This is a genomic window from Comamonas denitrificans (assembly GCF_017368815.1).
GTDB classification, from domain to species: domain Bacteria; phylum Pseudomonadota; class Gammaproteobacteria; order Burkholderiales; family Burkholderiaceae_C; genus Comamonas; species Comamonas denitrificans.
Genome location: NZ_JAFNME010000003.1, coordinates 81,940 through 105,337, shown reverse-complemented (window position 1 = coordinate 105,337; position 23,398 = coordinate 81,940). Strand labels below are relative to the sequence as shown.

Here is a 23,398-nt window from a genome sequence, read left to right as displayed (position 1 = left end):
GCACCTGTTTTAAACATGCCTCCCAATACCGCCCTTTCCCCCGACACCCCAACCCCTGCGCGCAACGACAGCGCGGTGGTGCAAACGCCCGCCTTCAGTCCCTTGTACCAACAAATCAAAGGCCTGATTTTGCAAAGCTTGCAAGCGGGAGAGTGGAAACCGGGCGAGCTCATCCCCAGCGAAATCGAGTTGGCTGGCCGCTTCAAGGTCAGTCAGGGCACAGTGCGCAAAGCCATTGATGAATTGGCCGCAGAAAACTTGGTAACCCGCCGCCAAGGCAAAGGCACTTTTGTCGCCACACACAATGAAGAGCAGGTGCAATACCGCTTTTTGCAACTGCATCCCGACATTGGCCAACAGCAAGATGAAGGGCGCGCCCAGCGCAGCATCATCGAATGCAAACGCATTCGTGCCAGCGCCGACATTGCCCGCACACTGCAATTGCGCACTGGCGACAGCGTCATCCATGTGCGCCGCATACTTTCTTTTAACAACACGCCCACCATTTTGGAAGACATTTGGCTGCCCAGCCCCGTCTTCAAAGGCCTCAACGCTGAGCAAATGGCCCATTACCCCGGCCCCACCTATGCCATGTTTGAAATGGAATATGGGGTGCGCATGGTGCGTGCAGAAGAAAAAATCCGTGCCGTCCTGCCCGATGCGCAGCAAGCCCAATGGCTTAACACCACAACGGCAACACCCGTCTTAAGCGTCGAACGTGTCACCTTCACCTACAACGACAAGCCCATGGAACTGCGCCGGGGCCTGTATTTGACCGACAGCCACCACTACCGCAATGCATTAAGTTAATCGTTGTAAGCCTCATGCCATGGGCTTGCCATAAAATCCCGTCCGTTTGCCTTTTTGCGATTACCACGCAGTTACATCATCGAAAGTCTGACAATCATGACCGACCAAGCCAAAAAGCGGCCCGAGTTCCGCAACATTAACGTCTTCAGTGACCTCCCGACCTACCGCCTGCCGTGGGCTGGCAAGGTATCCATCCTGCACCGCATTAGCGGCATGCTGATGTTTATCTTGTTGCCTTTCGTCTTTTGGATGTTCGACACCTCACTGTCCTCGGAAATTTCATTTGCCACCTTCAAGGGCGCTTTCAACGAAGGCTTGGGCTTTGTACCAGGCTGGTTGATCAAACTGGCCACCCTGGGCCTGATCTGGGGTTATCTGCACCACCTGTGCGCCGGCATTCGCCACATTTTGGTGGATATGAACCACGAGCGCATCACCAAACAGTGGGGTGCCTCCTCGGCCATCGCCGTGCTGGTGGTCAGCCTGGGCCTGACCATTGTGCTGGGCGCCAAGCTGTTTGGCCTGTACTGATTTCACCGCATTCACCCGTTTTACAAAGGAAAAAGCTATGTCTTCCGTGAATTACGGCACCAAACGCATCGTCACCGGCGCCCACTACGGTGCCCGTGACTGGCTGGTGCAACGCGCCAGCGCCGTTGTGATCATCGCGTTCACCGCCATCATCCTGGCCCAGCTGCTGCTGACCAAAGGCCCTATCGGCTACGAGCTGTGGGCCGGCATTTTTGCCCCCCAATGGATGAAGTTCATCACCGCCAGCGTCATCGTCTCGGTGCTGTGGCACGCCTGGGTAGGGGTGCGCAACGTCTGGATGGACTATGTGCCTGCTGCCGGTCTGCGCTTTACCTTGCAATCCTTGACCGTGGTGTGGCTCGTGGGCTGCGCTGCCTGGGGTTTTGAAGTTTTGTGGCGCATTTAAGCCGCTGGCTGTGAATGACGCATTATTTGAAAGTTAAGAATGAGCTACTCCAAAGCAAATATCACCAAGCGTAAATTTGACGTTGTGATCGTCGGCGCCGGCGGCTCGGGGCTGCGTGCCGCGATTGAACTGTCCAAGGCCGGCCTGTCGGTGGCCTCCCTGTCCAAGGTTTTCCCCACCCGCTCGCACACCGTGGCCGCGCAAGGTGGCGTTTCGGCATCGCTGGGCAATATGAGCGAGGACAACTGGCACTACCACTTTTACGACACCATCAAAGGCGGAGACTGGCTCTCTGACCAAGATGCGGTCGAATTCATGTGCCGCGAAGCACCCAAGGTGGTGATCGAGCTGGAACACTTTGGCATGCCGTTTGACCGCAACGCCGACGGCACCATCTACCAGCGCCCCTTTGGTGGCCACACCTCCAACTACGGCGAAAAACCCGTGCAACGCGCTTGCGCAGCGGCTGACCGTACCGGCCACGCCATGCTGCACACCCTGTACCAAAAGAACGTGGCCTACAAAACCAACTTCTTTGTCGAGTGGATGGCGCTGGATTTGATCCGCAACACCCAAGGCGACGTGGTGGGCGTAACCGCCATCGAACTGGAAACCGGCGACCTGTACGAGCTGCACGCCAAAGCCGTGCTGCTGGCCACCGGCGGCGCAGGCCGTATTTTCCAAGCCTCGACCAACGCCTTCATCAACACCGGCGACGGCCTAGGCATGGCAGCGCGCGCTGGCATCCCGCTACAAGATTTGGAGTTCTGGCAGTTCCACCCCACTGGCGTTGCTGGTGCTGGCGTTCTGCTAACCGAAGGCTGTCGTGGGGAAGGCGCTATTCTTTTGAATAGCGAAGGCGAAGCGTTCATGGAACGCTACGCCCCTACTTTAAAAGACTTGGCACCGCGTGACTTCGTCTCGCGCTCGATGGACCAGGAAATCAAAGAAGGTCGCGGCTGTGGCCCCAACAAGGATTACATCCTGATGAAGCTGGACCACCTGGGTGCCGAAACCATTCGCAAGCGCCTGCCCTCGGTGGAAGAGATTGGCCACAACTTTGCCAACGTCGATATCACCAAAGAGCCCATTCCCGTCGTGCCCACCATTCACTACCAAATGGGCGGCATCCCCACCAACATCCACGGCCAAGTGGTCACCTGGGATGGCACACAGAACAAGGTCGTCAATGGCCTGTACGCCGTGGGCGAATGCGCTGCGGTATCGGTACACGGTGCCAACCGCCTGGGCACCAACTCGCTGCTCGATTTGCTGGTATTTGGCAAATCTGCGGGCAAGCACATCACCTCGTACGTCAAAGACTTTGGCGAACACAAAGAAGTGCCTACCAACGGCAGCGACCGCACCCTTGAGCGTCTGAACCAATTGGACAACTCCAAGGACGGCATCTACGCCCAAGACTTGGCTGGCGAAATCCGCCAAACCATGCAAACCCATGCCGGCGTGTTCCGCACGCAAAAGAGCATGGACGAAGGCGTGGTCAAAATCGCCGAAATCCGCCAAAAAGTGGGCCAAGTTACCTTGCAGGACAAATCCAAAGTGTGGAACACCGCCCGCATGGAAGCGCTGGAGGTGGACAACCTGATCGAGGTGGCCCAAGCCACCATGGTGTCGGCCGCCGCCCGCAAAGAATGCCGTGGTGCCCACACCGTGTACGACTACGAGCACCCTGCCGACCACCCAGAGCATCCCCTGGGCCGTAACGACAAGGAATGGCTGAAGCACACGCTGTGGGACAGCGCCACCAACAGCCTGACCTACAAGCCCGTGAACATGAAGCCTTTGACCGTGGAAAGCATTCCACCCAAAGTGCGCACGTTCTAAGCGCCTTGTCATTCACGCTGCTTTTTAAAGAAGATCACCATGCTACGTACCTTCAAAATCTACCGTTACGACCCTGATAAAGATGCCAAGCCCTACATGCAAACCGTGCAAGTAGAGCTCGATGGCCACGAGCGCATGCTGCTCGATGCCTTGGTCAAGCTAAAGAAAATGGACCCCACCATCGCCTTTCGCCGCTCCTGCCGCGAAGGCGTGTGCGGCTCGGATGCGATGAACATCAACGGCAAAAACGGCCTGGCCTGCCTGACCAACATGAACACCCTGAAAGGGGACATCGTGTTGAAGCCCCTGCCGGGCCTGCCCGTGATCCGCGACCTGATCGTGGACATGACGCAGTTCTTCAAGCAGTACCACTCCATCAAGCCCTACCTGCAAAGCGATATCTACGCCGCCGAGGACAAAGAGCGCCTGCAGTCGCCCGAAGAGCGCGAAGAGCTCGATGGCTTGTACGAATGCATCTTGTGCGCCAGCTGCTCGACCGCCTGCCCCAGCTTCTGGTGGAATCCGGACAAATTCGTTGGTCCGGCCGGCTTGCTGCAAGCCTACCGCTTCATCGCCGACAGCCGCGACACGAGCACCTCCGAGCGCCTGGACAATCTGGAAGACCCCTACCGCCTGTTCCGCTGCCACACCATCATGAACTGCGTGGACGTGTGCCCCAAGGGTTTGAAGCCCGCCAAAGCCATCGGCAAGATCAAGGAATTGGTCGCCCGCCGCACCATTTAAGCCATGGCCGCAGCAGATACGCTGCTCGAACAACGCGAAATCGACCTCCTGCGCTGGCGTAGCCGGCGCGGGCTGGTCGAGAACGACTTGTACATCGAGCGGTTTTTTACGACCTACGGCCACCAGCTGACGCAGCGGCATGCCGATGCCTGGACCGCCCTGATGAACTTGGCGGACAACGATTTGATGAATTTGTTCTTGCGGCGCACCGAGCCCCAGGGCGATCTGGATACCCCCGAAGTAACCGCAGTGCTGGAGATGGTGCGCAAGCGCTAATTCCGCCGTACTGCCCCAAAAAAGCCCGCCACGGTTTCAGTGGCATGACTGAAATGACTGAAAAGGAAGTTGGAGATGAAACTCGCTGACAACAAAGCAACCCTCTCGTTTAGCAACGGTGCCCCCAGTGTTGAGCTGCCCGTTTACCAGGGCACTGTCGGCCCGGATGTGATCGACATCCGCAAGCTGTACGGCCAATCGGGCATGTTTACCTACGACCCCGGTTTCCTTTCGACCGCTGCCTGCCAATCGGCCATCACCTACATTGACGGCGACAAGGGCGAATTGCTCTACCGTGGCTACCCCATCGAGCAACTGGCCAACAACTGCAACTTCCTGGAAACTTGCTACCTGCTGCTGAACGGCGAACTGCCCAACGCCCAGGAAAAAGCCGCCTTTGAAGCCCGCGTGAACCAGCACACCATGGTGCACGACCAGATGCAGTATTTCCTGCGTGGCTTCCGCCGCGATGCCCACCCCATGGCCGTGCTGACCGGCTTAGTGGGCGCTTTGTCGGCCTTCTACCACGACAGCACCGACGTGCACAACGCCGAGCACCGCGAAATTGCCGCCATCCGCCTGATCGCCAAAATGCCGACCCTGGTGGCCATGGCCTACAAATACGGCGTGGGCCAGCCCTTCATGTACCCGCAAAACGACCTGTCGTACGCTGGCAACTTCATGCGCATGATGTTTGGCAACCCCTGCGAAGAGTACAAAGTCAATCCGGTGGTGGAGCGCGCCCTGGACCGCATCTTCATCCTGCACGCTGACCACGAGCAAAACGCCTCGACTTCCACCGTGCGCCTGTGCGGCTCGTCGGGCACCAACCCATTTGCCGCCATCTCAGCCGGTGTCGCCTGCCTGTGGGGCCCTGCCCACGGCGGTGCCAACGAAGCCTGCCTGAACATGCTGGAGCACATCCAAGCCAATGGCGGTATCGCCAAGGTGGGCGAGTTCATGGAGCAGGTCAAAGACAAGAGCAGCGGCGTGAAACTGATGGGCTTTGGCCACCGCGTGTACAAAAACTACGACCCGCGCGCCAAGCTGATGCAGGAAACCTGCAACGAGATCCTGGCCGAACTGGGTCTGGAAAACGACCCCCTGTTTGCCCTGGCCAAAAAGCTGGAAAAAATCGCCCTGGAAGACGATTACTTCGTGCAGCGCAAGCTCTACCCGAACGTGGACTTCTACTCGGGCATCGTGCAACGCGCCATTGGCATCCCCGTCAATCTGTTCACCGGCATCTTCGCCCTGGCCCGCACTGTGGGCTGGATCGCCCAGCTCAACGAGCAAATGGGTGACCCTGAGTACAAAATCGGCCGTCCCCGCCAGCTGTTCACCGGCGCAGCCACCCGCAACGTCAAGTAACACCCAGCACCGGCCCCCGCCCGCCGCAGCCTGCGCTGCGGCACCCAACAAAAAAAGCCAGCACCCTCACTGCTGGCTTTTTTTATCGCTTTTTTATAGCTGTTTGCGCTTGTTTATCAAAGGAATAAAGGCTTAAACACTTCAAAATCGTTGGTAGTCAAGCGCAAAGCACTTCTTTTATTCAAACCCTTGCAGGCTGCCCCATTCAGCAAAATCGGCCCGCGCAGTGCGCAATGCATTCACCGGTGCGGCCGTATCTTCGTACCCCAAAGCCAGGCCGTACGCCAATTGGTAGCCCTGGGGCATCGCCACATGGCGGTGAACCAACGCGCTATAGCGCCGCCAAAACCCTTGGGCACAGGTGGCCAAGCCCTCTTCGGTGGCGCGCAGCATCAGAGACTGCAGATAAATCCCCAAGTCCAGCCACTGCGGGTAGCCCATGCGGGCATCGGTAAACACAAATATTCCGACGGGTGCGCCGAACAGTTGCGCATTCTTGGCCAAATGGCGCAGGCGGGCCGGCTTGTCTTCGCGCGGGATGCCCAGGCAGCGGTACATGTCTTCGCCATTGACAAAGCGGCGCGTGCGGTAGGGCTCCCATAAATCCGGCGGGTAAGAGAGCAAGCCATCGCTTTCCTGCGCCGGGGTGGCCGCCACCTCCACCAGCAAAGCCTGCAGCGGCCCCCCCGTTAAGGCCGCCACACGCCAGGGCTGCAGATTGCCGCCCGAGGCCGCCAGCGCGGCATCCTCCATCAACTGCTGCACCAGCGCAGCGCTGGGCACCTGGGGGGTAAACGCACGCACGGAACGGCGCGCGCGCAGAGCTTGGGAGACATCCATGCCAAAGTCCTTTCAATGATTTTTCATAACAGTGCCACTACAAAACCGCGCACAACCGCGCACGCCTGGCCCATCGGCGAACTGGGCGGCCAGGGTGGCTGCCGCTTACTTGCCCAAAATCTGGTCAATGCGGTCTTTTTCAAAATGGCTGGTGCGTTCGCTCTCGCACGGCAGGCAATCGGCATTGAGCTTGGCCGAGAGCTTTTCCACCGCCTGCCACAGCAGCTGCAATTGCTGGTCGTGCGTCGCGGTGCCTTCGGCCAGGCTGCGCATGGCTTGGCTGATGGGATCGTCCTCTTGCGTAATCCCGTAAGCAGTAAAGCCTGAGGGCCTGGTGCCCGCTGCCGCCGCCACTTTCGCCGCCGCATCGGCTGCGGCCTTGGCCTGGGTTTGCGGCCCCATCAAATCTTGCTGCTGCAGATGGGCCACATCGGCGCTTTCACCTTGCTGAGCGGCAATGATGCGGGCCGGAATCCCCACCGCCGTGGCCCCGGCGGGCACGGGCTTGAGCACCACCGCATTGGAGCCAATTTTGGCGCCATCGCCCACCTCAAAGCCGCCCAACACCTTGGCCCCGGCGGACACCACCACGTTCTGCCCCAACGTAGGATGGCGCTTCGTCCCTTTGTAGAGCGAGGTGCCGCCCAAGGTCACGCCGTGGTAAATCGTGCAGCCATCGCCAACCACCGCCGTCTCGCCAATCACCACGCCCATGCCGTGATCAATGAACACCCGCTCACCAATCACCGCACCGGGATGAATTTCAATCCCCGTCAGCCACCGCCCCAGGTGCGAAGTAAACCGCCCCAGCCATTTAAGCCCATGCTTCCAGCACCAATGCGCAGGCCGGTGCCACCAAATGGCATGCAGGCCGGGATAGCAGGTGATAACTTCCCAGACGCTGCGCGCTGCCGGGTCGCGCTCAAGAATGCACTGGATATCGGAACGCAGGCGTGAAAACATCAAGCAAAGCCCATCAAGGGGCGGTTAAGAACAATGAAGACAAGCAAGGGGAAACCCGAAAGTTTAGTGCTTGGCCGGAGTACTGTGCAGCATCGCCTTGGCAATTCCACGCAAGATGTGGATTTCTTCTGGGCTGAGCTGCGCACGGTTGAACAATTGATTGAGGCGCGGCATCAGTTTTTTCGGTGCCGCCGGGTCCAAAAACCCCACATGCTCCAGCGCCTGCTGCCAATGCCCCAACATCCCAGCCACCTGCTGGGCATCAGCCCGCTGGACTTGCGCAATCGGCAGCGCATCAGTAAACCCACCCAGCGCCTGGCGCCATTCATAGGCCACCAACTGAATGGCAGCCCCCAGGTTCAGCGAGCCAAACTGTGGATTGCTCGGAATACGCAGCGCCACATCGCAGCGGTACACATCCTCATTGGCCATGCCAAAACGCTCACAGCCAAACAGCAGGCCCACACCGCACTCACCCGGCCCAGCGGCCAGGGTTAAATTTTCATTCAAATCAGGCTCTAGCCCTTTAACAGCATGCGCTTGCAGCTCTTGTTTTTGCCAAGACTGCACCAAAGCAGCAAAGTGCTCGCGCGGGGTCGAAGCCGGCGGGCCAAAGTCGCGCGGGGTCATCGCCGTGGCGCACAGGTGGCTGATGCCGTCCAATGCCTCGTCCAGGCTATCGACAATGCGCGCCTTGGCCAGCACGTCCAGCGCCCCACTGGCCCGCTGAATGGTTTCTTCACGCCGCAGCACATTCGCCCAGCGCGGGCGCACCAGCACCAAATCATCAAAACCCATGGTCTTCATGGCCCGGGCCGCCGCCCCTACATTGCCAGCGTGGCTGGTTTCTATTAAAACAAAACGGGTTTTCATCATCATCGCCCAGCACAGTTTGGGACTAGGCAGTTAAAATATTGCCCTCTATTGTCGCTGCCCGCATCGCCGGGCGATGGCTTTACCGTTCTTCACCCGCAGCCAGCGGTGCCAATTTGCACGATATATCTCACGCCTTGTGCCGTCTTTGCACAAGCGCCGGCTGCCTTTTGCACAATTTATGTCGTCCTCATTGCACCCCATGCTCAACGTGGCCATCAAGGCCGCCCGCGCCGCAGGCTCCATCATCAACCGCGCAGCCCTGGATATCGAATCCGTACGCGTCGCACAAAAACAGGTGAATGACTTTGTCACCGAAGTCGATCGCGCTGCCGAAGAAGCCATCATCTCCACCCTGCTGAGCGCCTACCCGGGCCACGGCATCCTGGCCGAAGAATCGGGCCAAGAACATGGCGCAAAAAATTCAGACTACGTCTGGATCATCGACCCGCTGGACGGCACCACCAACTTCATCCACGGCTTTCCCGTTTACTGCGTCAGCATCGCCCTGGCCTTCAAAGGCAAGATCGAGCACGCCGTGGTGTACGACCCCACCCGCAACGACCTGTTTACCTCCACCCGGGGCCGGGGGGCTTTCCTCAATGAACGGCGCATCCGCGTCTCCAAGCGCACCCAGTTGAAAGACTGCCTGGTCTCCACCGGCTTTCCCTTCCGCCCAGGCGACAACTTCCGCGCCTATATGCGCATGTTCAGCGAAATTACCCAACGCACCGCTGGCGTACGCCGCCCCGGCGCAGCCGCACTGGACTTGGCCTACGTCGCCGCCGGCTACTGCGATGGTTTTTTTGAAACGGGCTTATCCATTTGGGATGTCGCTGCCGGCAGCTTGCTGGTCACCGAAGCAGGTGGCCTGATCGGCAACTTCACCGGCGAAGCCGACTTCCTGGAGCAACGCGAATGCCTGGCCGGCAACCCCCGCGCCTACGGGCAGCTGGTCAGCATCCTGGGCAAGTACAGTAAATTTGCCACCACCGAAAACAAAATGCTGGTCGATCAAGAAGCGAAAACCGACAACGATTCAGAAATCACCGACTAAATTTTTCCCAATAAAAAAAGCCGCTACGCAAACGCTAGCGGCTTTTTTTATTCCAGGCGCTGCTGGGCTGCACAAGGCGCTTTCATCAGCCTCGGGGGCTGTTGAGACCCCTTTGGTTTCGCGAATCTGCATTTTTTGATTTTGTCTTGCTGTCCTGCTTGCCCGGTTTTGATTGTGGCTGGTGCAAATGCCCGTTTGCGGCACCCTCGCTATAGTTTTGCGGGGGAAGTGATGCCCCATCGTTCAAAAACAAAAAACCCCGCTATCTGACAGATAGCGGGGTTTTTATTTTATTTGGGGTGGCTGATGGGGCTCGAACCCACGACAACAGGAATCACAATCCTGGACTCTACCAACTGAGCTACAGCCACCGTAGAAAGATTGAATTATAGCGTGTTTTTTGGCACTTTTTAGAAATTGTTCACTTAAGGTTTGCTAATTTTGAATTGAACGTTGAATTTCTTCTTCAACATTTCGTAGTAGGCCGCGCCTTCGGCTTGGCTATGTAGTTGTTCATATTGAATTAAAGCCATCTCGGACAATTCTTTAGGCTTGTCTTCAGTGGGCAAAACAGCGTTGATCTTGGCAATCGCGTAGCCCGCAGCACCCAGATCCACACCGACAAAAGTGGGCAGCTGGCTGACCGGCGCCTGCAGTGCTGCAGCGATCACAGTGGGCGAAATATTTTGCGTTTCAGCGCGGGAGACTACGACCGGGGCCTGTAGCTGCTTACCCGCTTTGGTGGCATCTGCCTGCCAGGCAGCAAGCTCAGTCGCACCCTGTTTTTGGGCCAGCTTGGCAGCTTCTTGTGCAATGTACTGGGCACGCACCTGATCGCGCACTTCATCCAAGCCCAATTGTTTGGCCGGGGTATAGGCAACGATGCGTCCAGACACCAGCTGGCTGCTGCCGAACTCGACGGCATCGGTATTGCGTTGGTTGCTCAAGCTGTCGCTAGAGAACAAGGCTTCTAAGAAGCGTTCGTTGTTCAGCGGTGCGACTGCGTTGGGCCCAGGGATGCGCTGCACATTGTCGGCATGCTGTATTGTCAAACCGAGTTTTTCAGCGGTGGGGCTCAGGCTTTCGGACTGTTCGTACACGCTGTTGGTAAAGTTTTCGGCTGCTTCTGCAAACTGGCGCTGGGCTTGCTGGTCTTTCAGGGTTTCTTCGATTTTGGGGCGCAGCGCGTCAAAAGAGGGAATCGCCGGCTCTTTCGTATCCGTCAGCTGAATGATGTGGTAGCCAAATTCGGTCTCCACTACGTCACTGATTTCGCCTTTGTTCAAGGAAAAAGCGATTTTTTCAAACTCTGGAACCATCGCACCACGGGCAAAAAAGCCCAAATCACCGCCCTGGGGAGCAGACCCTGGGTCTTGCGAATGGGTTTTGGCCACGCTGGCAAAGTTGGCCGGCTCGGCTTTGACTTGGGCCAGTAATTCATTGGCTTTGGCTTTGGCGGCCTCGCGCTCGGCGGCGGGCATGGTTTTGGGAGCGTTGATCAAGATATGGCTTGCGCGGCGCTCTTGTTGCACCCCGGCCAGGCGTGCGCCGTTTTCTTTGTAGTAGGTGCGCAAATCATCTTCATTGATGGTGATGCGTGCGCGCACTGCTGGCAAATCAAGCACCAAGTATTCAATGCTGGCTTGCTCGGCCTGCTCGTACTGGGTTTTGTGCTGCTCGTAATAGGCTTGCAGGTCCGCGTCGGTGGGCTGCACCTGGTCGCTGTAGCGGGCCGTATCAAACAACGCGAGTTGAATTTCACGGCGCTGCTGCAGTGCATCCAAAGCCAAATCAGCAATCGGCTGGGTGGCCAAGGCGGAATTCATCACCCCGCCCAGCACTTGGCCCAAAGAGATGTCTCGGCGCACGGAGGCTTCAAAGCCCTCTGGGGTCATGCCTTGGGCAGCCAAAAGATTGCGATAGCCTTCCGTATCCAAAGAGCCATCGGCCTTCCGCAGATTGGCAATAGCCGGGATTTTTTGCAATTCACGGGCTAACGTGGCATCGCTGGCGGCAAGGTGGAGTTTTTGTGCCGCCACCTGAAAGACGCGATCACGCACCAGCCGCTCCAGCGTGGCATAGCGGGCCTCAGGGGTATCCAATAGCTTGGCATCCAAACCCGGTTGCTCTGCACGCAGGCGATCGGCTTCCATCCGGTGGGCATTGTCCCAATCGTCTTGGGTGATGTCTTTGCCATCCACCCGCGCGACGACGGGGCTGGAGCCAGAGAAGTAGTTGCTGTCAATTCCAACAAGAATAAACGAAGGGATGATGAGCAAAAACAGCAAAATCATCACAAATTTGGAGTGCTTGCGGATTGATTCCAGCATAGGCCATCTTTCTCAAACGGGCAGGAAGTAGTACTTGGACAAACTGCGGATTCTAGCGCGGCCTTGTAGGCAGCCCCTGGCCCGGCGCCATGCCGGGCAGCAGCGGTGATTAGGCTTTGCGCTGCTGGTCGGCCATGCAAGCCGCAGCGGTAAAGATGATGTCGGTCGAAGAGTTGAGCGCCGTTTCTGCCGAATCTTGCAGCACGCCAATGATGAAGCCCACGGCCACCACTTGCATGGCCACATCATTGGAAATGCCAAACAACGAGCAGGCCAAAGGAATGAGCAGCAGCGAGCCGCCGGGCACCCCCGAGGCACCGCAAGCGCAAACGGCCGAGACCACACACAGCAAAAGCGCCGTAGGAACATCCACCACCACGCCCATGGTGTTCACAGCGGCCAGTGTCAGCACGCTGATGGTGATGGCCGCGCCTGCCATATTGATCGTGGCCCCCAGGGGGATGGCCACGCCGCTGGTAGTGGGATCCAGGTTCAGGCGCTGGGCAATCGCCAGATTGACCGGAATATTGGCGGCGGAACTGCGGGTAAAAAAGGCGGTTACGCCGCTTTCGCGCAGGCACATCAGCACCAGCGGGTAGGGGTTGCGGCGAAGTTTCCACCACACGATGGCGGGATTAACCACCAATGCAATAAACAGCATGCAGCCGATCAGCACCAGCAGCAAATGGGCATAACCGGCCAGCACTTGCGTACCGTTGGTGGCAATGGTCGAGGCCACCAGGCCAAAAATACCCACTGGGGCCAAACGAATGACAGCTTGAATGATCAAGGTGATGCCGTGTGAGAAATCGGTCATCACTTGGCGGGTGTGCTCCGCCCCTTGGCGCAGGGCAATGCCCATGCCAACGGCCCACACCAAAATGCCAATGTAGTTGGCGTGCAGCAGCGCATTGACGGGGTTGTCCACCATGTTCTTCAAAAGCTGTAGCAACACTTCGCTGATGCCACCCGGGGCGGTCATGCCGGTGGAGGCATCTTTGAGCACCAAGGTGGAGGGAAACGCCATGCTTGCGACCACGGCGACCATGGCCGCGCTCAAGGTACCCACCAGGTACAGCCCCAAAATTGGCTTGAGCTGGGTGGTTTGGCCCGGCTGTTGGTTGCTGATGGCGGCAATCACCAAAATTAACACCAGGATTGGGGCCACCGCTTTCAGGGCCGAAATGAACAAAGTCCCCAGGATTTCGACGCGGGCAGCCGCATCGGGCCAGACCAGGGCAAAGATGGTGCCCGCAACCAGGCTGATAACAATTTGCGTAACGATGCTGGTGCGTTGCAGCCAGCCAAGCAAAGGACGGTGAAGCATGATGGGGGTGCCAATCAAAAAAAGCCCGCCCAACGGGTAGCCGGGCAGGTTTGAAAACAATCAAAACGCGCGAGTGTAGGGGGTAAGCGATGCCCTAAATATGGGTTGGCATATTTTTCTATGCCCTTGGCGGCAGGGCCACACCAAGGGAAAAATGCACGGGCAGCACCACCGCCAACCGGGGCAGGCCTGATAATCCGGCCCCTATGTCTTCCCCTAAAGTTCTGTTTGGCTTTCATGCCGTAGGCGTTCGCCTAAAAACTGCTCCACACACCATTGTGGAGGTCTATTACGAAGCGACCCGGCGCGATGCCCGCATGCGCCAATTTTTAGAGCGTGCCCGCGAGGCAGGCGTGCGCTTGATCGAGGCCGATGCCCTGCGCATTGCCAAATTGGCCGGCAGCCATGGCCACCAAGGCGTGGCTGCGCGGGTTGAAGCCCTGGCCCAGCAGCATTCACTGGATGATTTGCTGGATGACTTAGAAGCCCAAGGCGTGCGCAACCCCTTGCTGCTGGTGCTCGATGGCGTGACCGATCCGCACAACCTGGGTGCTTGCTTGCGTGTGGCCGATGGCGCTGGGGTGCATGCCGTGATTGCGCCCAAAGACCATGCGGCTGGCATCAACGCCACCGTGGCCAAGGTGGCCAGTGGGGCCACCGAGACCGTGCCCTACTTTATGGTGACCAATCTGGCGCGCACCTTGAATGAACTTAAAGAGCGCAACATTTGGATCATCGGCACCAGTGGCGATGCCCCGCAAAGTTTGTTTCAGGCCGATTTCACCGGCCCCGTGGCCCTGGTGCTGGGGGCCGAGGGCGATGGCATGCGCCAACTCACCCGCAAAACCTGCGATGGCCTGATCCACATTCCCATGTGCGGCGCGGTGGAGAGCCTGAACGTCTCGGTCGCCAGCGGCGTGTGCTTGTACGAAGCGGTGCGCCAGCGCAGCGCAGCGGCTACCACCACAACCACAACCACCACGGCGGGCAGCGTTCAGCCCGCCCAAGCATAAAGGGCGGTGCCATGCTGATGTACCCACAAATCGACCCCGTGGCCTTGCAGCTGGGGCCGCTGGCCGTGCACTGGTATGGGCTAACGTACCTGGCAGCGTTTGGCCTGTTCATGCTGCTGGGGCTGCGCCGCTTGCAGCACCCGGCGTTTGCCCACTTGCCCGTCAACCAGTCCTGGAGCCGCAAGGATGTGGAGGACATCCTCTTTCTCGGGGTGCTGGGGGTGATTGTTGGTGGGCGCTTGGGCTACTGTCTGTTTTACAAACCCGGTTATTACCTGAGCCATCCCCTGGAAATCTTTGCGGTCTGGACGGGGGGCATGAGCTTTCACGGCGGCCTGCTGGGTGTGATTGGCGCCATGCTGTGGTTTGCCCATTCGCGCCAGCGCCCGTGGCTGCAGGTGGCCGATTTTGTCGCGCCGTGTGTGCCCACCGGCCTGGCCGCAGGGCGCATTGGCAACTTTATCAATGGCGAGTTGTGGGGCCGCTTTAGCAGTGCTGACTTGCCCTGGGGCATGGTTTTTCCGCACAGCGGCAGCATGTTGCCGCGCCACCCTTCGCAGCTGTACCAGTTTTTGCTGGAAGGTTTGCTGCTGTTTGCCCTGCTGTGGTGGTACGCCAAAGGGCCGCGCAAAACCGGACAGGTGGCCGCTGCGTTTTTAGTGGGCTACGGCAGCCTGCGCTTTGTGGCCGAGTACTTTCGCGAGCCCGATGATTTCCTGGGTCTGCTCTCGCTGGGCATGAGCATGGGGCAGTGGCTGTGCGTGCCCATGGTGCTGGCCGGGGTGGGTTTGTGGGTGTGGGCCAGTCGGTCACAAAAATAATAAGAGCTGCTGGCGCTTGTATAGCCTAGTTTATTGATTGTTTTTCAATAATTATGACTAAAAACAAGCGCTAACAGCTATCTTTTTAGGATAGCGTCCGCCCCACGCGGCCCAGGGCCTGCAGCGGGCCGGTCTGGCGAATCAGCTCCACCTGCTCGGGCTGGCGCACATAAATCGTGCCGCCAAACGACAGGGCGTTGATCGACACCCCTTCAAAGTGCTCTTGGCTGCGCGGCACCAACAGCAGCCAACCGCTGCCCACCAGCATGTTGAACGACGGCAGCAATCCATCTGCCCCGGGCACCAGCCCCAGGTCGGCACGCGCCTGGTGGTAGGCGGCCAGCATGGCGGCGGCGCTGGCGTTCTGGTCTGCACCCAGGCCGACATCCACCTTGAGCAAAGCGTGCGCCATGGGCAAGGCCGGGTGGCGGTACACCACGCCCGGTTGGGCATCGGCCGGCAAGCCCGCCGCCAGTTGCGCCAGCGAGGCATTGCCGGGCTCGGCCGGCACCCATTGCACGTGTTTGTGGCGCTGGCTGGCCCCGGCGGGGGCACCCCCGTTGTAAAAGCCCAAGCCGTCCAGGGTGCAGAGCAGCTGTGCCAGCACCTCAAAATCGCACAGCTCCAGCGGGGTGAGCTGCTCGGCAAAATCGCGCCGCGCCAGCACCAGGTGGTGCAAGCAGACGGGAAATTTATTCAGCACGATGGTGTGCTGCGTGCCGATGGGGCCCACGGTCAGGGCCGGGTCGGGGTTTAAAAAGGGATTGAAATTGGGGTCGCGCGGGCCACCGGGCAAGATCACGGCATCGGCCCCGGCGGCAGGTGCTGGCGCAGCGGCCGGGGCGGCGGCTTTGGCCGCATCCTTGCGGGCCAGGGCTTCGGCCCAGCGCACGATAAAGCGCAAGCCGTTTTGCTCCACCACCGTTTCGCTGGTTTCCAGGGGGCTTAAATCGCCACTGGCCAAGGCACTGTCGGTTTTGCTGCGAATGGCATCGAGCAAGGCGGTCATAGCTGTCTCCTTCTTTGAATTGCAAATTTATCGAATGATTCTAGGAAGCAAAATCCATCCCAATTTTTTGCTTTCCTAGCGTAAACCCTAGTGCAGCCATCCGCCTTGTCGGCCCTCCTGGCGCTGCCATCCCACGCGCTGGTTGCTGGAATCAAGCGCCCGCCCGCCAGCCCACAGGCCGGGTCGATACAATTTGCCCGGTTTACGATATTGACCGCTGCCCAGCAGCCAAGGGCTTTTTTAGCATGAGCGAACAGACTATTACCATCCACCGCCAACGGCCCACTTCGGGCTCCAAAATCGTCACCCCGGAAGGCACCAAGGCGGTGCTCGATGGCATGAAGCCCAACGCCCTGGCCGCCATTGCCGATGCCGAGAAAAAGCCCGATTGGCTGCGCATCCGTGTGCCCAATGGGGCCAAATACGAAGCGGTGATGGACATTGTGCGCTCGCACAAACTGCACACGGTGTGCGCTGAATCCAAATGCCCCAACATCACCGAATGCTGGGGACGCGGCACGGCCACGCTGATGCTGATGGGCTCGGTCTGCACGCGGGCATGCAAGTTCTGCGCCGTCAATACCGGCAACCCACACGGCTGGCTCGATCCCCAAGAACCGGCCAACGTGGCCGATGCGGTGGCGCTGATGGGGCTGAAATACGTGGTGCTGACCTCGGTGGACCGCGATGACCTGGACGACCTGGGCGCAGGCCACTATGCCGCCTGCATTCGCGCCATTCATGAGCGCATGCCGCAGACCGCGATCGAAGCGCTCACGCCCGACTTCCAAGGCCGACACCACCTGGTGGCCCAGGTGCTCGATGCCGGGCTGGCCACCTATGCCCAAAATTTAGAAACCGTGCAGCGCCTGACCCACCCCGTGCGCGACGCGCGGGCCAGCTACGAGGTCACGCTGGACGTGCTGAAATTTGCCAAAAGCTACGCGCCCCAGACCGTCACCAAAACCAGCCTGATGCTGGGCCTGGGCGAGACCGACGAAGAGGTGGTGCAGGCCCTGACCGACATCCGCGCCGCCAATGTGGACGTGGTCACCTTTGGCCAATACATGCGCCCCACGAAAAACCACCTGCCGGTGCAGCGCTTTGTCACCCCCGAGGAGTTCCTGCGCTACCGCGACATCGGCATGGAGATGGGCTTTTTAGAGGTCGTCTCCGGCCCGCTGGTGCGCTCCAGCTACCGCGCCGAGCGGGTGCTGGAGCACAACAACGCCGGGCTGGATCTGAACGTACTGCAAGGCCTGCGCGATTCAGCCACCAGCGCGATGCGTTGCTGATCTAGCCCAAACTTGTGCCGTTTTTCCACAGCCCGCAGCCCCCCCAGGCCAGCGGGCTGTGCTGTAATTGCCGCTCTACGGACGAAACAGGGGTGTCCCGCTGTTTGCAACAACAGCTGCGCGACTGAGAACATACCCTGGGGCCTGGCCCCCAAGACCCGATCCAGATCATGCTGGCGTGGGGAGTTTCTATCAGCAGGCGCCATTGCGCCCGGTTTTGTCCTGGTTTTGCCCTTGACATTCTGGAGCTGCACCCTGCCATGTTCACACTGACCAACCCCTCCCGCATCACCGTTTTAGGCGCTGGCCTGATGGGCCGCCTGCTGGCCCTGAGCCTGGCCCGCCAAGGCCACCAGGTCGAAGTGTTCGATGCCCACGGCCCCAGCGCCGACGGCGCTGCCGCCCCGGTGGCCGCAGCCATGCTGGCGCCGCTGGCCGAATCGGCGGTGACCGAACCCAACGTGGTGCGCATGGGCCAGCACAGCCTAGAGCGCTGGCCGCAGCTGCTGCACAGTCTGGCAACCCCGGTGTACTTTCAGCGCAACGGCACCCTCATCGTCTGGCACCGCCAAGATGGGCCCGAGGCCCAGCGCCTGGCCGGCCTGTTCGACAAAAACTACCACCTCAACACCAGCCTGCCGCGCCCCGAGCAACTGGATGCCCAGCGCCTGGCCGCCGTTGAGCCTGCGCTGCAAGGGCGCTTTCAGGCGGGCATCTTGCTGCCGGACGAGGGCCAGCTGGACAACCGCCAGCTGCTGCCCGCCCTGGTGGCTGAACTGCACACCCTGGGCGTGGCCCTGCACTGGCACAGCCCCAAAGAGCTGAGCGACTTTGCCCCCGGCCAACCCGGTCAGCCCGACCTGGTGCTGGACTGCCGGGGCCTGGGTGCCCAAAGCGCCTGGCCGCAGCTGCGCGGCGTGCGCGGCGAGGTGATTCGCGTGCACGCGCCCGAAGTGACCCTGCAGCGCCCCACGCGCCTGATTCATCCGCGCTATTCGCTCTACATCGCACCCAAGGAAAACCACGTTTTCGTCATCGGTGCCACCGAGATCGAATCCAGCGATGCCGGCCCGGCCAGCCTGCGCTCGACGATGGAGCTATTAAGCGCCCTCTACACCGTACACAGCGGCTTTGCTGAGGCGCGCATCCTAGAACTGAACACCGGCCTGCGCCCCACCCTGCCAGACAACCTGCCCGCCCTGCGCTGGGTGGGCGAGCGCGTGCTACAGGTCAATGGCCTGTACCGCCATGGCTTCATGATCAGCCCCACCATGCACGACATCACCCTGCAGGTACTGGCCGACGGCACCAGCCCTCTGGCCGCACAGATGCAGGTGCCGGTGCTGCAAGGCTAAACTTTGCCGTTATGCACATCCTGATCAACCAACAACCCGTGGTACTGGCCGCAGCCAGCGCCACCGTGGCCGATGCCCTGGCGCAGTGGAATGCCCAACCACCCTACGCGGTGGCGCTGAACACCCGCTTTGTCCCCAAAAGCCAGTACGCCCACCAACCCCTGCAAGAAGGGGATCGGCTGGAAGTGATTGCCCCGGTAACGGGAGGTTAAAACAATAGCTGCTTGCGCTTTTATTTATTTGTTTTCAGACTATAAATAGTCTTAAACATAGATAAATCATGCGTAAGCAGCTCTCAATTTAATGAATACCATGCCAGATACACCCTTGACCCTGTACGGCCAGACCTTCAGCAGCCGCTTGCTGCTGGGCACCTCGCGCTACCCCTCGCCCGCCATTTTGGAAGCCGCCGTGCGCCGCGCCCAGCCGGCCATGGTCACCGCCGCGCTGCGCCGCCAGGGCAGCAACACCGCCCAGGTGCAAGATGCCGGGGCCAGCTTCTGGCAATTGCTCAAACAGCTGAACGTGCCGGTGCTGCCCAACACCGCCGGCTGCATGAGCCTGCAAGAAGCCATCACCACCGCACAAATGGCCCGCGAAGTGTTCGACACACCCTGGATCAAGCTCGAACTCATTGGCGACGACTACACCCTGCAGCCCGACACGCTCAACCTGGTGCAGGCGGCGGACATCCTGATCAAGGACGGCTTCAACGTGCTGCCCTACTGCACCGAAGACCTGGTGCTGTGCCAGCGCCTGGTCGATGTGGGCTGCCAGGCCGTCATGCCCTGGGCCGCCCCCATTGGCACGGGCCGTGGCCCGGCCAACCCCTACGCCATGCAGATGCTGCGCGAGCGCCTGGACGTGCCGCTGATCGTTGATGCCGGGCTGGGCCGCCCCAGCCACGCCTGCACGGTGATGGAGTGGGGCTTTGACGGCGTGCTGCTCAACACCGCCGTCGCCTTGGCGCAAGACCCCGTGGCCATGGCCGGTGCTTTTGCCGATGCCACCCAGGCCGGGCGCAACGCCTACCGCGCCGGGGCCATGGCCGAGCAAACCGCCGCCCAGCCCAGCACCCCCACGCTGGGCACCCCTTTCTGGCACCACGCATAAAGCACACATAAACCACGCCGCATGAACGACGCATCCATCGCCACCCTGCAGGCCGCCATCCTGGCCGCGCACCGCGCCCGCTTTGCCGGGCAGGACGGTCTGCCCGCCCAGCCCACGCCCGCCATCGACGACGGCGCTGACCCCATCTACCAAGCCGCCCTCAGCGCCTGCAGTCAGCTGGGCTTTATCGCCTGCGATGCCCACACCCTGGCGCTGGCCTGGCAGCGGCAAAGCCAGCGCCTGGGGGCGTTTGATGCCAGCCTCTGGCCCAGCCATGCGGCAGATTTCGGTCTGAGCGCCCCCGACCCGGCCCACGCCTTTGCCCCCTGCCCGCAGCAATTGGGCCTGTACGCCGTGCTGCCCGATGCCGACTGGGTCGGCCGCATGGCCCGCGCCGGTGTGCCCACGGTGCAGCTGCGCTTTAAAAGCGATGACCCCTGCGCCATCCACGCCCAGGTGCAGGCCGCCGTGGCTGCCGTGCAGGGCACGGGGGCCCGCTTGTTCATCAACGACCATTGGGAAGCGGCCCTGCACGCCGGTGCTTACGGCATCCACATCGGCCAAGAAGACCTCGATGCCCTGCCCGCCGGTGCGCTGCAGCGCATCCGCACCAGCGGCACCCGCCTGGGCATCAGCACCCACGGCTATGCGGAAATGTGCAAAGCCCACGCGGTACACCCCAGCTACATCGCCCTGGGTGCCGTTTTTCCCACCACACTGAAAAAAATGGCCACCGCCCCGCAAGGCTTGGCCCGGCTGGCGGCCTACGCCCAGCTGCTGCGCGGCACGCCACTGGTGGCCATCGGCGGTATCGGTGCCGAGCAGTTCGCCGCCGTGCGCGCCACCGGCGTGGGCAGCATTGCCGTGGTGCGGGCGTTGGTGAACGCCCCCGACCCAGAGGCCGCTGCCACTTTGCTCAAGGAACGGTTCAGTACATACCCTTAATTTATTGCAATAAAAGCGACACAATTGGTCAAATCGTCAATGTTTTATGATGAAAAACATTCAATAAGACACTATCCGTGCAAACCGCAATAAAAGCCCGAAAGCAAACTCTTACAATGCCACGCACCCCCGCCCTTGCCGTGGCAAGGGGGGATCACAGGAATCTTGTCCATCCAAGGAAGGTAAATTTATGAGCAAAAAACTGCTTGGGCTGGCCTTGTTGGCGGCCTGCACCTTTACCGCACAGGCCGCCGATCTCAAACCCCTGAAGGTGGCCATTGACCCCACCTACGAACCCTTTACCTTTAAAACTGCCGACGGCAAACCCACCGGGTTTGACGTGGACATTGCCGAAGCCCTGTGCGCCGAGATGAAGCGCAAGTGCGTCTTCGTCGAACAGGTGTGGGACAGCATGATCCCCGGCCTGCAAGCGCGCAAGTACGACATCATCGTCAGCTCCATGTCGATCACCGACGAGCGGCGCAAAGTGGTCGATTTCTCTGAGCGCTACTACAAAACCCCCAGCGCCATCGTGGTGAAAAAGGGCACGGAATACACCGGCCCCGCCTCCCTCAAAGGCAAGTCCATCGGCGTGCTCAAAGGCAGCACCCAAGAGAAATGGGCCATGGGCGAATTGAAACCCGCTGGCGTAAACGTCGTGCCCTACGAAGCGCAAGACCAGGTGTACCTGGACATCAACGCTGGCCGCCTCGATGGCACTGTGGCCGACAAGGTGGAAGTACACGGCGGCTTCCTGCGCAAGCCCGAGGGCAAGGACTACGGCTACGTTGGCCCTGACCAGTACGACACCAAGTACTACGGCGATGGCATTGGCATTCCGGCCCGCAAAGGCCAAAAAGAGCTGATCGGCCAGATCAACGCGGCCATCAAAACCATCCGCGCCAATGGCACCTACGACAAAATCGCCAAAAAATACTTCGACTTTGACCCCTACGGCAACTAAGCCCGCCCTGCAGGCCTGATTTGCCGCTCTCACCAGCCCGCCCATTTGATTGCAAGTGGGCGGGCTCGCTGTTTTCTTAGCTGTACTGCGCATGAGCCATTACTACATTTCCATTTTGCAAGGGGCGCTGCTGACCGTGGCCGTCTCGCTGGCCTCGCTGCTGGTCTCTACCGTACTGGGTTTGCTGGGGGCCACTGCCAAGCTCTCGGGCCGCCGCCCCCTGGTCTGGCTGGCCACGCTGTACACCACCGTGGTGCGCGGCATCCCCGAGCTGGTGCTGATGCTGCTGGTCTTTTACGGTGCCGCCATCGGCATCAACAACCTGTTCGAGGCCATGGGCTCAGACTATGTGCTGGATTTGAACCCCTTCATCGCCGGTGTGGCCACCCTGGGTTTTATCTACGGGGCCTACATGACCGAGACCTTTCGCGCGGCCATCCTCTCGATCCCCAAGGGGCAGATGGAAGCGGCCTGGGCCTTTGGCATGGGGCCAGTGCGCACCTTTTTGCGCATCACCCTGCCGCAAATGGTGCGCTACGCCCTGCCCGGCTACACCAACAACTGGCTGGTGCTGATCAAGGCCACCGCCCTGGTCAGTCTGATCAGCCTGCACGACATGACCTATATGGCCAAGCAGGCCAGTGCCGCCACGCGCGAGCCGTTTATCTTTTTAATGTTTGCCGCGGCCTTGTACCTGGTTTTCACCAGCGTCTCGCTCAGCGTGCTCAAGCGCATCAACGCCCGCTACAGCCTGGGCACCGAAAAAGTCCAACTCTAACCAAAGGAAGCATTCACCATGAGTTGGGAAATCATTTTCGAGACCGAACAACTGCTGGCCTTTTGGCACGGCCTGCTCACCACCTTATCGCTGCTGCTGTCCAGCCTGGGCATCGGCGCGGTGCTGGCCGTGGCCTGCGCCCTGGCATTGACCAACGGCCCTTGGGTGCTGCAAAAGCTGGTCGGCAGCTTTACCTATTTTGTGCGCGGCACGCCGCTGCTCATTCAGGTGTATTTGATTTATTACGGCCTGGCGCAGCTCGATTGGATTCAAGAGCGCTGGGATGCCGTCTGGCCCTGGACGCACTTTAAAGAGCCCTTCTTCTGCGCCCTGCTGGCTTTTGCGCTGAACACCGGCGGCTACACCGCCGAAATGCTGGCCGGGGCCATCCGCGAGACCGACCCCGGCGAGGTCGAGGCCGCCCGCGCCATGGGCATGGGCCGCTGGCAGATCATGGCCCGCATCGTGCTGCCCAGCGCCATCCGCCGCACCCTGCCGCCCTACAGCAACGAGGTGGTGATGATGTTGCACTCCACCAGCCTGGCCAGCACCGTCCCGGCGCTGACCGACATCACCGCCGTGGCCAGCCAAATCTACTCGGACTACTACCTGCCGTTTGAGGCCTACCTGGCCGCCGCCGTCCTCTACCTGTGCGTGACCTTTGCCCTGATCGGCTTTTTCCGCCTGCTGGAAAAACGCTATCTGGCCTACCTAGCCCCACGCAGTAATTAA

At 60.1% G+C, this 23,398-nt stretch carries 24 protein-coding genes and 1 tRNA gene; 18 read left to right on the top strand and 7 right to left on the bottom strand.

Annotated elements, in window-relative coordinates; genetic code table 11:
• Positions 1-15 precede the first annotated feature (15 nt).
• The 7 genes from J1777_RS02250 to J1777_RS02220 all read left to right on the top strand — a co-directional run bounded on the left by J1777_RS02250 (position 16) and on the right by J1777_RS02220 (position 5,983).
• Entirely contained in the window at positions 16-810 is a 795-nt protein-coding gene (locus tag J1777_RS02250) for a GntR family transcriptional regulator (RefSeq protein WP_207574213.1), read from the top strand.
• A gap of 96 nt (positions 811-906) precedes the next feature.
• A complete protein-coding gene (gene sdhC / locus J1777_RS02245) occupies positions 907-1,341 on the top strand; it encodes a succinate dehydrogenase, cytochrome b556 subunit (protein WP_207574212.1) in 435 nt (144 codons plus the stop codon).
• Between the two features lie 37 nt (positions 1,342-1,378).
• Positions 1,379-1,747: a succinate dehydrogenase, hydrophobic membrane anchor protein gene (sdhD, locus tag J1777_RS02240; protein WP_207574211.1), complete on the top strand. Its 369-nt coding sequence runs from the start codon at positions 1,379-1,381 to the stop codon at positions 1,745-1,747.
• 39 nt (positions 1,748-1,786) lie between these two features.
• The gene (sdhA, locus tag J1777_RS02235; protein ID WP_207574210.1) at positions 1,787-3,592 is read left to right on the top strand and encodes a succinate dehydrogenase flavoprotein subunit; all 1,806 of its coding nucleotides are present in this window, start codon (positions 1,787-1,789) and stop codon (positions 3,590-3,592) included.
• A gap of 39 nt (positions 3,593-3,631) precedes the next feature.
• Positions 3,632-4,336, top strand: coding sequence for a succinate dehydrogenase iron-sulfur subunit (locus J1777_RS02230; RefSeq protein ID WP_207574209.1), 705 nt, complete (start codon positions 3,632-3,634; stop codon positions 4,334-4,336).
• A gap of 3 nt (positions 4,337-4,339) precedes the next feature.
• A complete protein-coding gene (locus J1777_RS02225; protein WP_207574208.1) occupies positions 4,340-4,612 on the top strand; it encodes an FAD assembly factor SdhE in 273 nt (90 codons plus the stop codon).
• A gap of 75 nt (positions 4,613-4,687) precedes the next feature.
• A complete protein-coding gene (locus J1777_RS02220; RefSeq protein ID WP_207574207.1) occupies positions 4,688-5,983 on the top strand; it encodes a citrate synthase in 1,296 nt (431 codons plus the stop codon).
• 177 nt (positions 5,984-6,160) lie between these two features.
• Here J1777_RS02220 and J1777_RS02215 read toward each other — a convergent pair whose 3' ends face one another.
• From J1777_RS02215 to J1777_RS02205, 3 genes are all read right to left on the bottom strand, one after another.
• Complete coding sequence (locus J1777_RS02215; RefSeq protein WP_207574206.1) at positions 6,161-6,823, bottom strand: nitroreductase; 663 nt, start codon at positions 6,821-6,823, stop codon at positions 6,161-6,163.
• 105 nt (positions 6,824-6,928) lie between these two features.
• On the bottom strand, positions 6,929-7,786 hold the full coding sequence (cysE, locus tag J1777_RS02210; RefSeq protein WP_207574205.1) for a serine O-acetyltransferase: 858 nt from the start codon (positions 7,784-7,786) through the stop codon (positions 6,929-6,931).
• A gap of 63 nt (positions 7,787-7,849) precedes the next feature.
• Positions 7,850-8,659, bottom strand: a complete 810-nt coding sequence (locus J1777_RS02205; RefSeq protein WP_207574256.1) for an RNA methyltransferase — start codon at positions 8,657-8,659, stop codon at positions 7,850-7,852.
• Positions 8,660-8,840: 181 nt separating this feature from the next.
• Here J1777_RS02205 and J1777_RS02200 point away from each other — a divergent pair, with 181 nt between their 5' ends.
• Entirely contained in the window at positions 8,841-9,716 is an 876-nt protein-coding gene (locus tag J1777_RS02200) for an inositol monophosphatase family protein (protein WP_207574204.1), read from the top strand.
• A 295-nt stretch (positions 9,717-10,011) separates the two neighbouring features.
• Here the strand turns inward: J1777_RS02200 and J1777_RS02195 are convergent.
• The 3 genes from J1777_RS02195 to sstT form a co-directional block, all read right to left on the bottom strand.
• Positions 10,012-10,087 (bottom strand) — tRNA-His (locus tag J1777_RS02195).
• A gap of 54 nt (positions 10,088-10,141) precedes the next feature.
• Positions 10,142-12,046 (bottom strand): SurA N-terminal domain-containing protein, encoded by a 1,905-nt coding sequence (locus tag J1777_RS02190; protein ID WP_207574203.1) that lies wholly within the window; start codon positions 12,044-12,046, stop codon positions 10,142-10,144.
• Positions 12,047-12,155: 109 nt separating this feature from the next.
• Complete coding sequence (gene sstT, locus J1777_RS02185; protein WP_207574202.1) at positions 12,156-13,373, bottom strand: serine/threonine transporter SstT; 1,218 nt, start codon at positions 13,371-13,373, stop codon at positions 12,156-12,158.
• Between the two features lie 206 nt (positions 13,374-13,579).
• Here sstT and rlmB point away from each other — a divergent pair, with 206 nt between their 5' ends.
• Together rlmB and lgt are read left to right on the top strand one after the other, a co-directional pair.
• Positions 13,580-14,386, top strand: coding sequence for a 23S rRNA (guanosine(2251)-2'-O)-methyltransferase RlmB (gene rlmB, locus J1777_RS02180; RefSeq protein ID WP_207574201.1), 807 nt, complete (start codon positions 13,580-13,582; stop codon positions 14,384-14,386).
• Positions 14,387-14,397: 11 nt separating this feature from the next.
• A complete protein-coding gene (gene lgt / locus J1777_RS02175; RefSeq protein WP_207574200.1) occupies positions 14,398-15,207 on the top strand; it encodes a prolipoprotein diacylglyceryl transferase in 810 nt (269 codons plus the stop codon).
• 85 nt (positions 15,208-15,292) lie between these two features.
• Here the strand turns inward: lgt and J1777_RS02170 are convergent, their stop codons facing one another.
• Positions 15,293-16,216 (bottom strand): ATP adenylyltransferase family protein, encoded by a 924-nt coding sequence (locus J1777_RS02170; RefSeq protein WP_207574199.1) that lies wholly within the window; start codon positions 16,214-16,216, stop codon positions 15,293-15,295.
• A 245-nt stretch (positions 16,217-16,461) separates the two neighbouring features.
• Between J1777_RS02170 and lipA the strand changes: the two genes are divergently transcribed.
• The 8 genes from lipA to J1777_RS02130 all read left to right on the top strand — a co-directional run bounded on the left by lipA (position 16,462) and on the right by J1777_RS02130 (position 23,398).
• Complete coding sequence (gene lipA / locus J1777_RS02165; protein ID WP_207574198.1) at positions 16,462-17,511, top strand: lipoyl synthase; 1,050 nt, start codon at positions 16,462-16,464, stop codon at positions 17,509-17,511.
• Between the two features lie 260 nt (positions 17,512-17,771).
• A complete protein-coding gene (locus J1777_RS02160) occupies positions 17,772-18,866 on the top strand; it encodes an FAD-dependent oxidoreductase (RefSeq protein ID WP_207574197.1) in 1,095 nt (364 codons plus the stop codon).
• Positions 18,867-18,877: 11 nt separating this feature from the next.
• Positions 18,878-19,078 (top strand): sulfur carrier protein ThiS, encoded by a 201-nt coding sequence (gene thiS, locus J1777_RS02155; RefSeq protein ID WP_207574196.1) that lies wholly within the window; start codon positions 18,878-18,880, stop codon positions 19,076-19,078.
• A 91-nt stretch (positions 19,079-19,169) separates the two neighbouring features.
• Positions 19,170-19,979, top strand: a complete 810-nt coding sequence (locus J1777_RS02150; RefSeq protein ID WP_207574195.1) for a thiazole synthase — start codon at positions 19,170-19,172, stop codon at positions 19,977-19,979.
• 21 nt (positions 19,980-20,000) lie between these two features.
• Positions 20,001-20,924 carry a thiamine phosphate synthase gene (locus tag J1777_RS02145; protein ID WP_207574194.1) on the top strand — a complete coding sequence of 308 codons (924 nt, stop codon included), beginning with the start codon at positions 20,001-20,003 and terminating at the stop codon, positions 20,922-20,924.
• 190 nt (positions 20,925-21,114) lie between these two features.
• Positions 21,115-21,888: a lysine/arginine/ornithine ABC transporter substrate-binding protein gene (locus tag J1777_RS02140; RefSeq protein ID WP_207574193.1), complete on the top strand. Its 774-nt coding sequence runs from the start codon at positions 21,115-21,117 to the stop codon at positions 21,886-21,888.
• Positions 21,889-21,979: 91 nt separating this feature from the next.
• Positions 21,980-22,666 carry an ABC transporter permease gene (locus J1777_RS02135; RefSeq protein WP_207574192.1) on the top strand — a complete coding sequence of 229 codons (687 nt, stop codon included), beginning with the start codon at positions 21,980-21,982 and terminating at the stop codon, positions 22,664-22,666.
• 18 nt (positions 22,667-22,684) lie between these two features.
• Positions 22,685-23,398 carry an ABC transporter permease gene (locus tag J1777_RS02130; protein WP_207574191.1) on the top strand — a complete coding sequence of 238 codons (714 nt, stop codon included), beginning with the start codon at positions 22,685-22,687 and terminating at the stop codon, positions 23,396-23,398.